The following is a 14,021-nucleotide window of genomic DNA, read 5'->3' as shown; positions in this document are numbered from 1 at the left end:
GAGAAGTATCAAATTTTGAAAAATACAGAAGCAGAAAAGCTTTTATCTAAAGAAGGTTCAACAATCTTTGCCAAACGAAAGATTGATGTTGAGCCAGTCTTTGGCCAGATAAAGGCTAATTTAGGGTTCACTCGATTTAACCTAAGGGGTAAATCGAAGGTAAAAACAGACATCGGGTTGGTCTTGATGGCCAACAATCTGAAGAAATATGCAAAAAATAATGTAATAAAATAAGAGAACTTACAAATTCTTTGACAGAAAATGTAAGTTCTCTTTTATTTTAGAATCCAGGACCTTTTGTCCCAGCCTCTTTATTCATCGTTGAAATCCCTTTCAATAGCGCGCGTCATACTTTATAATGGTAAAAACCATCGACAGACGTACATTAGAATAGAGGAGAGTCTTATGAAACCGATACTTGTAAAATCAATGATCGGGTTACTCGTTGTGCTTGGAGCCGCTGCCTGTATGGGAGCAAATACTGAAAATGCCGCTACCATCAATCAGACAGAAGATTACGGAGTTTTTCTGAGCTTGAAGGGAAGAGAAGCGGTGGAAGCCAGCGAAGGTTACGCCATCGCCGTGATTGACGCTCAAAACCTTTCCGCGGATGAAATCGCAGAGATGCAAGCGAGAGGGCAGACAGTGTACAGTTATTTGAATGTCGGCTCATTGGAAACGTTCCGTCCTTACTACGAAGAATACGAGTCGCTCACATTAAAGCCTTACGAAAACTGGGAAAACGAATTTTGGGTGGACAATGTGGATGTCTACGGTCAGTTTCCGACAGAAGAGACGTGTGCCGGTGTGGAATATGTGCTGAAGAGTTTGATGAGCCACGGCAGACCGGTTGTCATCAACGGCGGAGATCAATTCGTCAAAGCTTACTTGCAGCAAAACCAACAAGTGGACGACATTTTGACCGGGGTAAACCAGGAAACGGTGTTTTCATCCATCAATTTTTCTGACCGTTCACTCGGAACCCAAAAAGAAACGACCCACAATTATTACGTGGACTACCTCAATGACATGGATGCAGCCGGAGTAGACGTCTTTTTGTTGGAATACACCACCAACAGTGAGCTGGCCGCGGAGATCAATGAATTTACCGCCCAAAAAGGCTGGCGCTACTTTATTTCGGATTCTATTGAGTTAGACGGATAACTATAAAAAGCCGTGTCCCGCGAGAAAAGGGACACGGCTTTTTAGCGTAGAGGCTCGCCGCAACTCGGGCAGTAGTTGGTGCCGGATTCATAAGGACGGCCGCAGTTTGGACACCGCAGATCAGCCGAATAACCAGTATCCACCCATTCCAAGTCTTCTTCTTCGATATGGACAGGCCGGTTTTTCTCGATGGCTTTCCCTTTTTCAGGATTCAGCCGTGCCCAGGAGTTGCAGCAAGTGGTGTGAACCAAGTACTGTTTCCCGAACGTAAACAGTGGAATGAAAAACAAACGGAATCGGCTTCCGGAAACAAACGCTTCGTATCTGCCGAAGCGGCCGCAATGCGAGCACGTCATCGGTTCGTTGTAATCCAGTTGTTCCTGGAAAGAACGGACATCGATCAATATGAACATCCTGATTCCTCCTCTCAAACGACTCTCTTTCGTTCCAGTATAAACCGAAAAGTGTCCATTGTCTGGTTGAATGGCTCCACATCTATGTTCGCCAGTCTCTTTCTGCGAAGCGAGGACTTATGTTTGCCAGTGAGGATTCGGCTTCTGTATAATGAAAGCAGAAGCAAAGTGCCCGGCAACAAAGTCAGGGAGGTTTTTTTATGAACAGAGAAGAACCAACCGTTGTGGCGATCTGCGCGACAGCGGACGAAACAATGGCAATCGTCAATCAGTTGACGCAGGAAGGCTACAGTCGAGAAGACATCATGGTCTATGCCCATAAAGGAACCACGGATTCGTTTGAATCGAAAGAGGATGTACGTGTGGAAAAAGACGGCCAAAGCATGTGGGAAAAGGTAAAAGACACGTTCCGATCGGACGACCAGGCCTTTCCTGATTATTTGGAACCGTATATGGATGACATCCGGGCTGGAAAGTACGCGGTTGTGGTGGAAGGGTATCGAGGCAGAGCTGCAGCGGCGCCCGAACCGGAACCACGTGAAGAGACCCCCTCTGCATACGCGCCGCACATCGACAGAAAAGAAGCGGACGACGACACGATCCGGTTGAAAGAAGAACAACTACGCATCGATAAACACGAAGTGCAGACCGGGGATGTCGATGTCTCCAAAAACATTGTAAAAGAAGTGCGCACCATTCAAGTGCCGGTGGAACGAGAAGAGCTGGTCGTGGAGAAACATTCCTTTCAAGATGGCGACGGAGAATCGGAAACGATCCGCATTCCGTTGAAAGAAGAAGAAGTGGAAGTGACCAAAACACCGGTAGTGAAAGAAGAAGTTTCGGTACGGAAAGAAGTCACGGAAGACGTGGAACAAATTTCTGAAGAAGTGATGAAAGAACGCCTGGATGTGGATACGCAGGGTGGAGCCCGGGTGAAAGAGCGAAACCCTGACGACGAGCCGCCATCCCGCAGATGAGCGGCTGCCGGCGGGGACAGGAAAACAAGTTTGAAGACAAAAACAACCACCTTATAGAGAGCGGCGGTTGTTTTTGTCTATCCAGTAAATTGAAGGAACAGCTTCACGTCGTACGGTTCCACCCCTTCTTGTATTTCATGGGTATCCGGTGTGATTTCCTTGTATCGGCCGCCGGTTACAAAGGCATAGGCCGTTAGCACATGCTTCTCGCGGTATGGCTCAATTTCCTGTGCTTTTTCAGACGGCAGCGCACCTAGGAGGATTCCTTCGATGGACACCTGCAGGTTAGTGTGGGCGCCTGGCGCCAAATCCACATTCATCGTGGTGATGCTCCCGTATTCGTAGAGACGCGGGGAACGAGGAGAGGTTCCGGGTGTTTCGGCGGAGTAGTAGTGTTTAAAAGGATCTTCTGCCACCATTTTGTCCACGACTTGCTGAATCAACCTGAGGTCCTTGGTTAAATCGCGGCCGCTCAACTCTGTTTCATAGAGGATTGTCGGTCCCGAATCTTCATTAGAGTCGACAGCGGCTTCTTTGATGCGGTCGGAAGGTTTCGGCGTTTGTTTCTTTTGTTTGAAGAAATCAAACAATCCCATGCATTTCACCTCACTTTTTTATGTGACCAGTATTTTTTCTATTGTACCATAAGAGGAAAGGAACCACTTACAAAAAACAAGAAGGAACACTTCCATTTTGTTATTTTTGTGGTATACTCCAAACAAATAAATGGCAATGCCCCTCCTGATTCGAACCCTTCGAAATGTTGCCATTTCAATATTGGAACACAGTTCAGCAGTCCCCTTAATTTTTCTTTTTTCTGATTTCCCCTTCGATTTTAATCACCCATTTTTTATTTCACTGCCCATAGACCTCATTCACTTGCGGATTTATTGTCTCTTATTATCGAAATTCTGCCTCTCTCTTTAAATTCCTCGAATCTCAACTTTATTCCTTCCCTTGTGTATGACGCACCATCCTCTCTGTATAAAATTCCCCCGAGGAGATGAACCAAGTGGAAACACTCATAATCGGTCAAATCGATGTATTGTCGCAGCCTTTTCTAGATCAATTGAGCCGACAGACAGATTTGGTTCTTTCTGCCGACCGCCCCGTCTCAAACTTCACCGGTACAAAAATCAAACAATATACACACGCTGTTCAAGATGATAGTTTTTTGAATTTATTTTCAGCCTACTCGTTTGATGCGGTGCTGTTTTTTGTGGGCAGGCCCGAAAGCCAGTCCAACGATTCCTCCGAAATAGAAGATTTGGAACGGGCGCTGAACGCCTGTGCCCAAAAACCAATCAAAAAAGTGATCCTCGTCTCTTCTACTTACGTATACAAAAAAATGGAAAGCGTGTCGGAAGAAGAGTTCCTTGCTTCCAACGGGGCCGACATTCGGTTGTCTGCCATGGAAGAACTGTGCCGGACGTACCGTGAAACGTACCATGTGCCGGTGACCATATCGCGGACCGCCTGCCTTTACGGGGAAGGAGAAACGGCGTCGTATGTTGGAGACAGCATTAAAAAATTGGTGGAAGAAGATGAAATCGTACTGGATGGCAGGCTGGACCAAGTAGTGGGGTTTTTGTCGCTACGTGATTTGGCGACGTTGATTGAACGGATTTTGTTGGAGCTTCAAAAAACTATCCCAGTCATGAACGTGCCAGGATATACCCGACTCTCGCTGCAGCAATTCGCTGATTTGTTGAAGAAAAAGAAATTGGGCGTCTCCATTCGATTTACCGGAAGGGCGCTGGGAGCCGGTCCGCCGGTTCAGCTCCAGAAAGCTTTTGCGGAGTACAGGTGGGAGCCGGAAGTGGACCTCCTGCAAGAAATGGACAATTTAGTAGACCGAATCAGCAGCAGTCATTCTTCCACTCAGCGCTCGTTCTTTGACCGTGCAAAGGATTTTTACCGCACCCACTCCACCATATTGATTGGATTGGAGCTGATTGTCGGTTTCTTTTTGATGGAGTACATGATTGATTTCTCCGCCACCACTGTCCAATTCCGGGTGATTGACTTCAGGTTGTTGTTTGTCGTATTGTTTGCCGCTGCCCACGGGCCTCAGCTGGGGTTGTTGTCGGCGCTGATTGCGTCTATCTCCGTCTATACAAGTTACATGGCGATGGGGGTGGATTGGCGCATCATTTTCTATAACGTGGATAACTGGATTCCGTTTGCCGTATACTTCATCACTGCTTGGATCATTGAGTATGTGCATGACCGGTACCAAAGAGAAGTGGAAGACACCCAGGAAGAAATAGCGACCTTTCCAGACAGCACGAATTTTTGAATGACTTGTATTTACGGGCGTTGGAAAGAAAGTCAGGATATGAAAAACAAATCATCAGTTACCAGGATAGTTTTGGGAAAGTGTACCAATTTGACAAACGGTTGGAACAGGCGGCGCCTTCCACGTATTTTCAAGAAGCGTTACGTGCAGTGGAAGACTTCCTGGACAATCAAACCATCAGTTTTTATGTGTTTACCGAAGCTTCGCTGGACGCGTATCGATATGTGTATTCTTCTAAAGCAGAAAAGGTGAGTCCGGAATGGCTGCGGATGGCCGATTACCCGGAATTCGCCAAGCGGCTGACAGCAGGAGAAGTGTGGGTCAACAAAAACCAGATGAAGGGGTACCCGGATTATGCCATCCCGCTGTTTAAGGAAGGCAACTTGGTGGTGTTGATCACCATTCACGAAGCAGAATTTGATCAAATGAGCATGAGTTTTGAGAACCTGTTCAAGATTACGGGGCACTTTGTCTCCACCTCTCTACTGCATAAGCTGCAGGCACACAAAGAAGAAATGACCGCACCTCTTATCCAAACAATTGAAAACGCCCTCAATGAGGAACGCAATAGTCACCGCGAGAAAGAAACGGTAAAACCACGCAAAGAACCGACACTGCATTTAGTGGCATCACAACAAACAAAAGAAAATGACTAAAGAAGGCGAGAAAAATGATAGAAGATAGATATCTGCTTTTTTCCTCATCGTTCATGCAGTATTTTGTATTGTGTTGGGGCTGTTGCATGTTTTCGGGGTGATCCGGACGACACGCCGTCTGCTGCTTTTAGCCATGCTTCTGCCTGTATGGGGAGCCGCGATGGCGTATATTGCGGAAAGCTATGCGCGGAAGAAAAAAATCGGGTCGCGCACGGATGAACTGCCTGTACTGAATGACAACCGCTTTTCGTTTTTGCTTCAGCCGGTGTTTTTGGAAGAAGGAACAAGGGAGTCAGTGGTTCCTTTGGAAGAAGCGCTGCTTTTGGAAGAGCCGGCGGTCCGGCGGGAGTTGATGCTGGATATTATTCAAGAAGATCCCAAACGATACATTTCGATGCTGAAAAAAGTACGGTTGGGAGACGATGCAGAGGTCAGCCATTATGCCTCTACGGCGTTGATGCAGATTCAACGGGAATACGAAATGGACCTGCGGAAGAAAGAAGACGCCCTTCATGCACGTCCGGGAGACGAAGAAGCTGTGTCGGCTTATTTAGATAAATTGAAAGAATACATCCAGTCAGGGCTGCTGGCAAACAATGCAGTCCTGGCACAGCGAAGAAAATTGAATACGATGCTTGTCCAACTCTTAGCGGAGTCTGATGGGGACAAGCAGTTGTATGCAGACGCCGTTGAAAACTTGTGCCCTCAAAGAGTACACCGCTGCTGAGTCCTTGCTGGAAGAAGCGGACAGCAGATGGAAACAGGATGAAACGCTCTTTTTGTTGAAACTGCAGTTGTACCATAAGACAAAAAACGGTTGGGAAATCAAAAAAGCAGTCCAGCAGATAAAAGAATCTGGAATTTACCTCTCCCCCAGCACGCAGGAAGTCGTGGCCTTTTGGAGCGGGAAAAGTGAGAGACAGCCATGAAAAAAATCATTCGTTAACGGTGTATGTTTCTATCGGCCTGTTGCTTCTGTTGACGTTTGTGGTCGTGATTGAACGTTTAGGTATCCAAGCGGAAGAAACAGGGACAGAATTGGAAGAGGTGCCGGCGTCAGTCGTGCAAAATAAGAAAGAACCAGAAGAACTGTTGAAAGAAACGTTGATCATCATGGACGAGCCGGTGGCAGGGCAAGCGGATGTTGAATTGATGCAAGTGCTGGATGGTCTGAGTGTGGGGTATGACACAATGGCAACAGAAGAAGCGGCCACCACCGGCCTGCCTGATTTGTCTGAATACCGTACAGTGGTTCTGAATACCTCTCAAACCGAACAATTGGCCAACAGCGGTGCGTTGGATGAAGTGATGAATTGGGTGGAAGGCGGAGGCCGCCTGTGGAATGCCCGTCCGAATGTCAATTCGGCGGCTTTTCTCAACTATCCGGATGCATTTGGCATCGAAGAGATGGAAGCTGGACCTCAGGAGGTTTGGCAGTTTGATTTGGTGACGGATTTTATGATTGGATCCGAAGGGTTTTCCTATGAATTGGAAGACTTCGAGACGTACGGGCTGAATGTGAGCGTTACGGAGGATACTGTGATCCATGCCGTGCAAGAAGAAACCGAGACGCCGCTGATTTGGGAAAAAGAATACGGACAAGGAAGAATTGTGGTCAACAACATGGATATAGGCGGAAAGTCCTCCAGGGGAATCTATGAAGCGCAGTACAGTTTGTTGGAGGATGTGTTTGCCTATCCGGTCATCAACTCATCGGTTTTCTTTTTAGACGACTTTCCGGCTCCTTTCCCTGAAGGCTGGCAGGAACACATCACGGAACACCATGACATGGATGTCGAAACCTTTTTCTCCACGGTCTGGCTGCCGGATATGATGCAGTTGGAGGAAAAGTATGGCATTCCATTCACGAACGTGGTGGTTGTCACCTACCAGGATAAAGTCGCGCCTCCGTTCGATGAAACAGTGGACAAAGAGACATTTGAATTTTACGGAAAACTGATGAATATGTCCGGTGGAGAAATCGGCTTCCATGGATACAACCACCAGCCATTGGTGTTGGACGGCTTCCGATATTCGGAAGATTTGGGCTACAACACCTGGCATTCAACGGAGGATATCGCAGCTTCTCTGGAGGCGCTGATTGCGACCACCAACGAAGCATTCCCGGAAGAAAACCCAAGTGTCTATGTGCCGCCGTCCAATATTTTATCGGAAGAAGCACGAGAAGTGATGGCAAATCAATTTGAAGAGATCAAAACCATTGCCAGTTTGTATGTTGTCACGGGTACCGCATATGAGCAGGAGTTTGATGTGGGAGAAGACGGTATTGTGAACCTGCCGCGTACCGTATCGGGGTTGGAGTTTTCCGAGTACAACCGGTGGATGGTATTGAATGAATTGAACTTTCATTACGTCAACAGCCACTTTTTTCACCCGGACGATTTGATGGATGAAGACCGAGGAGCGGACAAAGGCTGGACCTACTTGAAAGGGACGTTCGAAGAGTATTTGCAGTGGTTGGACGACCATGCTCCGGGACTGCGCAAGCAAAAAGCCAGCGACGGCGCAAAAGCAGTCCAGCGTTATGATGCAGCGACATTCCAACGAACCTCTTCAGAAAATGGCTACGAAATATCAATCGATAATTTTTACGATGAAATGTACGGGATTGTTCGGATCCGAGAAGGAACCGTGCAATCCGTGGACGGAGGGAAACTGACCCCGCTGACGTCTGAATTGTATCTGCTGGAAGCCACCCAAGACACGATCACCATTCAGTTCGACGAGTAAAAAGGAGGGCATTCCATGCGTATTTGCTTAATATTAGAAGGTTCCTACCCATATGTCCGAGGAGGGGTTTCTTCTTGGACGCAAGGGTACATCAAAGCAATGCCGGAGCATGAGTTCGTGTTGTGGCTGATTGGTTCAAAAGCAGAAGAAAAAGGGAATTACGTCTATGAATTCCCGGATAATGTGGTGGAAGTACGGGAAGTGTTTTTAGACGAACCGTTGCGGATACCGGCGCCGAAAGAAGGCCGTAAGACCGTCTTCACCGAAGAAGAGTTTGCGGAACACCGGAAATTGTTACGGGCTGAAAGACCGAATTTGAAAGTGTTGGCCCATTTGTATAACACAAAAAACATCCATATCAACGAATTTTTGATGAGTGAAACGTTTTTGACATTCACCATGAACTTGTGTCAAACGCATTATCCTTATGTGCCTTTAACCGAATTTTTTCACTCACTCCGCTCCATGCTGCTGCCGATGCTGTATATGATTTCCCAGGATATCCCGGAAGCCGATGTGTACCATGCGGTGTCAACCGGTTATGCTGGACTGTTGGGTTCCTTGGCCAGCACACGGAAGCAAAAACCCTTCGTGCTCACGGAACACGGCATTTATACGCGTGAGCGGGAAGAAGAAATCATCCGCGCAGACTGGATTTCCCCTTATCTCAAGCAGCTGTGGATTGACTTTTTCTATATGTTGGCGGACATCGTCTATACGCATGCAACTTCGGTCACGTCTTTGTTCGAGAGAGCCAAAAAAACGCAGGAGGAACTGGGAGCCTCCGCAGAAAAGACAAAGGTTATCCGCAACGGCATTCACGCGAATCGCTTAGCGGCCATCCCGTTGAAAGAACCGGACGGATACATTGATATCGGGGCCATTGTGCGGTTTCACCCGATAAAAGACATCAAAACGATGATCTATGCTTTTTATGAATTGAAACGAATGGTTCCGAATGCCCGCTTGCATATCGTTGGGGGAGTGGACGATGAGGAATACTACCAGGAATGTCTGGAATTGATCCGGACGTTGGACTTGAAAGACATCCAGATCCCCGGAGTTGTCAATGTGCTGGAATACATGGAGAAGCTGGATTTTACGGTGTTAAGCAGCATATCCAAAGGCCAGCCGTTGTCGCTGTTGGAGTCCTTTGCGGCCCGCCGACCGTGTGTGACAACGGACGTAGGAAACTGCCGGGAACTGATAAGCGGCGAGGAGACCGATTCGTTTGGACCGGCCGGCTTCACCGTTCCACCTTTGGATACCGAAAGAATGGCTGAAAAAATGGAACAACTCTGCAAAAATCGAACACTGCGGATCCAAATGGGCGAAAACGGACAAAAACGTGTCCGACAGTATTATATCCATCACGACATGATTGACCATTATATCCGCAACTATAAGGAGGTCCTTCAGCAATGGCAGGTATCGGCTTCGAATTAAACAAGCTGTTTGACAAGCAAGGGATTACAGCCAAAGTGCGCGCATACGGGTACGCAAGGCTGGTGGTATCGGGTCCGATGATTCTGGGAGTGGTTCTTCTTTTGGGAATCATGTATCTGTCCACCCGCGGCGGGGCAACACGGGGAGAACGTGAATTGTTGATATCCATGTTCACATACGCCTTGCTGTTTTCATTGATTGCCTCCAGTGTATTGTCCATCATCGTGACGCGTTATATGGCAGACATGCTGTACTCAAAACGAACATGGGCAGTGATGCCGGCCTTCTACGGCACCATTTTGTTGACATTGCTTTTTGCAGGAACCGCTTATGGGGTGTTCCTCTTTTTTTCCGGCATCCCGTTTGCCTATCAAGTGATGTCTCTCTTGTTGTTTTTAACTTTATTGGTTGTCTGGATTGAAATGACCTTTTTGACGGCCATCCGTGAATACAGAAGCGTCATGTTGACCTTCGCTGCTGCTGTCGGCATGGGCCGCTTATGGATGGATGGCGGTCCATTATTTCCGGTTGATTGTCCAATACTTTCCTAAAGGGAAGGGGACATCCTTGAATTTTTTGAGGTGGATTGAAAAGTATCCTTCCTTGCTGTTTTTAGGCGTCTTGATCAACTTAGGCTTGTTCGGACACCTCATTCTCATGTGGGACAGCCCGTTGGAAATTCTCGTTCAAGGCTGGTTCCATGGGGCTCCGACCTACGACGTGTCGGCTTTGGTGGCGATCATTTCGGTCCTCATCACCATGGTGAATTTCGTTGTTTCAACGGAAACCCGATTTTACCGGCACTACAAAGATTACTTATCGTTGTTGAACGGAAAGGGAAACATCACGGAAATTGAAACAACCGAACGGAAAATGATTCAAATATTGGAAGAAGAGCTGGGATACTTGACGATTAAACAAGTCATCACGACGTTTTTGTTTATCTCTGTTGGAACGATTCTGCTGCCCCGGACGCCGCTGGGATTTACCAGTGAAATGCTGGGGATTTACCGTATGCTGTGCATCGGGTATGCATTTTACGCAATCGGCAACAGCATGCTCATGATTTTGCTGTATTTTGAAGACAACAAAGGAGCGCTCCGTGCCGCGCTGCTGTTTGCGGTGACCACGAACCTGCTGACTTTCTTGTTCAGAGGATCGAACAGCGCTTTTTACGGCTTGGGATTTATTCTCGGAAGTGCGGTCTTTTACCTGTACGCCTCTGTCCGCCTGCGGAAGTACATCCGTCAACTGAAATACCACGTCCTGGCTGAACGTCCCATTTATGCCCATGAAAGAAGAGGCTGGGTGTCGAAAGCACTGGACAAGTATGAGTTGTTGTAGCGATGAAGAGACGAGTTGGTTTCTCATTCGTCGTATCAGCGGCCCTTGTGTTGACAGCACTTCTGTTGGGAGGATTGGAGATGAGAGACATGCTGTTTTTCAGGGAACGAACAACCGAACACTTCGATATGACAAGCTCGGTGGCGTCCAACCCCTTGATCGGTTTTGCTCCGCCGGCAAACAATCCTTCCGTGGCGGAAAACGATTCATTGGTCTATGTGGACATCACCTGGGAAGAATTGGAGCCGGAAGAGGGGATTTTTGATTTTTCAGCCACCGAACAGGCAAACTACCTGAAAAGATGGCGGGAAGAAGGCAAGCATGTCGTTTTGCGCTTTGTCACTGACTACCCGCAGCCGGAAGAACACAGGGACATTCCGGATTGGTTGTACGAAAAGACAGAAGGCGACGGCACCGTATATGCTCATTCATATGGAAAAGGGTACGCGCCCAATTATGCCAATCCGGTTTTCATTGAGTCACATGCAAAAGCGATCCAAGCTTTAGGTGAACAATACGGAAACGACACATTTATCAGCTATATCCAGTTGGGAAGTTTGGGGCATTGGGGAGAATGGCATGTCAATGTACAAGGCGGGGTTCCCCCGCTGCCTGCGGAAGACATTCGGGATCAATATGTTTTTCCATACATCGAGGCTTTTCCAAACGCGAAACTGTTGATGCGGCGTCCGTTCCGGATTGCAAAAGCGGAAGGATTGGGACTCTACAACGACATGGCAGGGCATCCGCAAAGCACACAACAGTGGATGGAATGGATCACACAAGGCGGTGTCTTTGACCAAACTGGAGAAGAAGCGTTGGCGGCCATGCCCCGCGCCTGGCAGACTGCTCCAATAGGAGGGGAATTCACGAGTGCCCTTCCGATGGGGCAAATGCTCACCACTCATTTGGAAAGAACGCTGCAATTGTTGCGGGAGTCGCATGCGTCGTTTGTGGGACCCAATATCCCCTCCGAAACAGGCGACACCAACAACGACTATCGAAACGGAATGACACAGGTGCTCCAAACACTCGGTTACCGCATCGGTGTGACCCATATGGAGTGGACAGAACGGTCAAACAGAGCCAGAGTGAAGCTGACATGGGAAAACCATGGCATCGCACCGCTGTACTGGGATTGGCCGGTTTATTTGTACTTTACAGACATGGAAGGCAATGTGTTGGGGAAAGAAGCGATTGACCTGCGCCTCACCCAATTGCTCCCGGGCAAAACAATCAAAACCACAACGGACTTTCAACTAGAGGAACCGTCCGGCGATGTCCATGCGGTGTCGGTAGGAATTGAAGATCCGATGACAGGAAGGCCCGCTGTTCAACTGGCTTCCAATCAAGAGAAAAACGGTAATTTAGCATTGTTGAAGGTGCTGGGCGATTGATTGCACTGTCTGCTCAATAGCAGGCAGTGTTTTTGTCGTTTTTTAGATGAGGAAAATAACAGCAAATAGAAAGCGCATTCATTTATTTTTAATGAAGTTTTTACCGAATTGTTATATTGAATAATATGTAGTTTTATTCAAGTTCAACAATACACAAGGGGGTTTTTATACATAAATTGCATCATTATACCTATTTTTTGAAAATGAGGAATCCTTCACATTTTAAATGTGAAAAACTCCCGTTCCGACACTTAAGAAAGCGTTATCATGTGGGCAAGTAGAAAACATTAGGAGGAAAAAAGATGACTAACGAACAATATCCTATTCATATTTATTCTGAAATCGGTCAGTTGGAAACAGTCCTGTTGAAAAGACCTGGGAGAGAAGTCGAGAATTTGACGCCGGAAACAATGGATCGCTTGTTGTTCGATGACATTCCGCATTTGGCGGTTATCCAAAGAGAGCACGATGCTTTCGCTCAAGTGTTGCGGGACAACGGGGTAGAGGTTGTGTACTTGGAGAAGCTGGCGGCAGAAGCCATCGATGCAGGAGAAGTCAAAGAAGCATTCCTGAAAGAAATGATGGATGAATCCAACATCCCTTCAGCAGCTGCATATGAAGCGGTGAAAGACTATTTGCTGGGAATGGAAACACAAGAAATGGTAGACGCCATCATGGCTGGGGTCAGAAGAAAGGACGTCTCTCTGGAAGCCGCACATCTTGCGGACATGGTTGAAGAAGACGATTCCCTCTTTTATATGGATCCGATGCCCAACTTGTATTTCACCCGTGATCCGGGAGCGTCCATCGGCAAAGGGTTGACCATCAACCAGATGAAATTTGAAGAACGCAGACGCGAATCGATGTTTTTGGAAGTCATCATGGAGCACCACCCGCGTTTCGCCGGTCATGACATTCCGATTTGGCGCAGCAGAAACGAAAAAACGAGCATTGAAGGCGGGGACGAACTGGTCTTAAGCCCGAAAGTATTGGCCATCGGCATCTCTCAACGGACAAAAGCACAGGCGATTGAAGAATTGGCCATCGCTCTTTTCAAACACCACACAAGTTTTGAAAAAATCTTGGCGATTAAAATTCCGAATGTCCGCGCCATGATGCACCTGGATACGGTGTTTACGATGATCGACTATAATAAATTCACCATACATCCAGGTATTTTACACCTCGACGGTTCCATCGACACATATATTTTGAAAAGAGGCGAGGCAGAAGACACCATCCGCATCACGAAGCGAACCGACTTGCAGGGAGTGCTGAAAGACGCATTGGAAGTGGAGGAACTGGAATTGATTCCATGTGGCGGAGGAGATGAGATAGCGGCTCCGCGCGAACAGTGGAATGATGGCTCCAATACGCTGGCTATCTCGCCGGGAGTTGTGGTGACGTATGACCGGAACTATGTTACCAATCAACTGCTCCGTGAGAAAGGCGTCAAAGTCATCGAAATCGAGTCGAGCGAATTGTCCAGAGGCCGCGGGGGACCCCGGTGCATGAGCATGCCGCTGGTCAGAAAAGAACTGTAAGCTTATAAAAAATCAACCATTGGAGGAGAA

The 14,021-nt window shown here is 47.6% G+C and carries 13 protein-coding genes and 1 pseudogene; 12 read left to right on the top strand and 2 right to left on the bottom strand.

The annotated features are described in order from the left end of the window. The coding region (locus tag G470_RS0101055) for a transposase (protein ID WP_028273206.1) at positions 1-234 on the top strand (234 nt) is incomplete at its 5' end. A gap of 171 nt (positions 235-405) precedes the next feature. Beyond that, positions 406-1,164, top strand: a complete 759-nt coding sequence (locus G470_RS0101050) for an endo alpha-1,4 polygalactosaminidase (protein ID WP_028273205.1) — start codon at positions 406-408, stop codon at positions 1,162-1,164. Positions 1,165-1,205: 41 nt separating this feature from the next. Here G470_RS0101050 and G470_RS12295 read toward each other — a convergent pair whose 3' ends face one another. Beyond that, positions 1,206-1,577 (bottom strand): zinc ribbon domain-containing protein, encoded by a 372-nt coding sequence (locus G470_RS12295; RefSeq protein WP_051258346.1) that lies wholly within the window; start codon positions 1,575-1,577, stop codon positions 1,206-1,208. 200 nt (positions 1,578-1,777) lie between these two features. Between G470_RS12295 and G470_RS0101040 the strand changes: the two genes are divergently transcribed. Then, the gene (locus G470_RS0101040; RefSeq protein ID WP_028273204.1) at positions 1,778-2,554 is read left to right on the top strand and encodes a YsnF/AvaK domain-containing protein; all 777 of its coding nucleotides are present in this window, start codon (positions 1,778-1,780) and stop codon (positions 2,552-2,554) included. A 77-nt stretch (positions 2,555-2,631) separates the two neighbouring features. Here G470_RS0101040 and G470_RS0101035 read toward each other — a convergent pair whose 3' ends face one another. After that, on the bottom strand, positions 2,632-3,150 hold the full coding sequence (locus G470_RS0101035) for a hypothetical protein (protein ID WP_028273203.1): 519 nt from the start codon (positions 3,148-3,150) through the stop codon (positions 2,632-2,634). 416 nt (positions 3,151-3,566) lie between these two features. Here G470_RS0101035 and G470_RS0101030 point away from each other — a divergent pair, with 416 nt between their 5' ends. The 9 genes and pseudogenes from G470_RS0101030 (at position 3,567) to arcA (ending at position 13,991) form a co-directional block, all read left to right on the top strand. After that, positions 3,567-4,853, top strand: a complete 1,287-nt coding sequence (locus tag G470_RS0101030) for an NAD-dependent epimerase/dehydratase family protein (protein ID WP_028273202.1) — start codon at positions 3,567-3,569, stop codon at positions 4,851-4,853. After that, positions 4,850-5,509 carry a hypothetical protein gene (locus G470_RS0101025; protein WP_028273201.1) on the top strand — a complete coding sequence of 220 codons (660 nt, stop codon included), beginning with the start codon at positions 4,850-4,852 and terminating at the stop codon, positions 5,507-5,509. Before G470_RS0101030 ends, G470_RS0101025 begins: the two co-directional genes overlap by 4 nt. Before the next feature lie 97 nt (positions 5,510-5,606). Beyond that, entirely contained in the window at positions 5,607-6,236 is a 630-nt protein-coding gene (locus G470_RS0101020; RefSeq protein ID WP_156907886.1) for a hypothetical protein, read from the top strand. Then, complete coding sequence (locus tag G470_RS0101015; protein ID WP_169720310.1) at positions 6,187-6,438, top strand: hypothetical protein; 252 nt, start codon at positions 6,187-6,189, stop codon at positions 6,436-6,438. The genes G470_RS0101020 and G470_RS0101015 overlap by 50 nt, the downstream gene beginning before the upstream one ends. Continuing rightward, a complete protein-coding gene (locus G470_RS0101010) occupies positions 6,422-8,260 on the top strand; it encodes a DUF2194 domain-containing protein (RefSeq protein WP_028273198.1) in 1,839 nt (612 codons plus the stop codon). Before G470_RS0101015 ends, G470_RS0101010 begins: the two co-directional genes overlap by 17 nt. Positions 8,261-8,275: 15 nt before the next feature. Then, a complete protein-coding gene (pelF, locus tag G470_RS0101005; protein WP_028273197.1) occupies positions 8,276-9,706 on the top strand; it encodes a GT4 family glycosyltransferase PelF in 1,431 nt (476 codons plus the stop codon). Beyond that, a pseudogene (pelG, locus tag G470_RS14785) lies at positions 9,682-11,050 on the top strand (exopolysaccharide Pel transporter PelG). Before pelF ends, pelG begins: the two are co-directional and overlap by 25 nt. Positions 11,051-11,052: 2 nt before the next feature. Further along, positions 11,053-12,447 carry a DUF4832 domain-containing protein gene (locus G470_RS12285; RefSeq protein ID WP_084172019.1) on the top strand — a complete coding sequence of 465 codons (1,395 nt, stop codon included), beginning with the start codon at positions 11,053-11,055 and terminating at the stop codon, positions 12,445-12,447. 302 nt (positions 12,448-12,749) lie between these two features. Further along, entirely contained in the window at positions 12,750-13,991 is a 1,242-nt protein-coding gene (arcA, locus tag G470_RS0100990) for an arginine deiminase (RefSeq protein ID WP_028273196.1), read from the top strand. Positions 13,992-14,021: the final 30 nt, after the last annotated feature.

This window comes from Atopococcus tabaci DSM 17538, from assembly GCF_000429585.1.
Taxonomy (GTDB): Bacteria; Bacillota; Bacilli; order Lactobacillales; family Carnobacteriaceae_A; genus Atopococcus; species Atopococcus tabaci.
This window is presented reverse-complemented; position numbering and strand designations above follow the sequence as displayed.

Coding starts and splice junctions, on each gene's coding strand:
- G470_RS12285 (WP_084172019.1), top strand. CDS start 11,053: ATGAAGAGACGAGTTGGTTTCTCATTCGTCGTATCAGCGGCCCTTGTG.
- G470_RS0101050 (WP_028273205.1), top strand. CDS start 406: ATGAAACCGATACTTGTAAAATCAATGATCGGGTTACTCGTTGTGCTT.
- pelF (WP_028273197.1), top strand. CDS start 8,276: ATGCGTATTTGCTTAATATTAGAAGGTTCCTACCCATATGTCCGAGGA.
- arcA (WP_028273196.1), top strand. CDS start 12,750: ATGACTAACGAACAATATCCTATTCATATTTATTCTGAAATCGGTCAG.
- G470_RS0101035 (WP_028273203.1), bottom strand. CDS start 3,150: ATGGGATTGTTTGATTTCTTCAAACAAAAGAAACAAACGCCGAAACCT.
- G470_RS12295 (WP_051258346.1), bottom strand. CDS start 1,577: ATGTTCATATTGATCGATGTCCGTTCTTTCCAGGAACAACTGGATTAC.
- G470_RS0101040 (WP_028273204.1), top strand. CDS start 1,778: ATGAACAGAGAAGAACCAACCGTTGTGGCGATCTGCGCGACAGCGGAC.
- G470_RS0101015 (WP_169720310.1), top strand. CDS start 6,187: ATGCAGACGCCGTTGAAAACTTGTGCCCTCAAAGAGTACACCGCTGCT.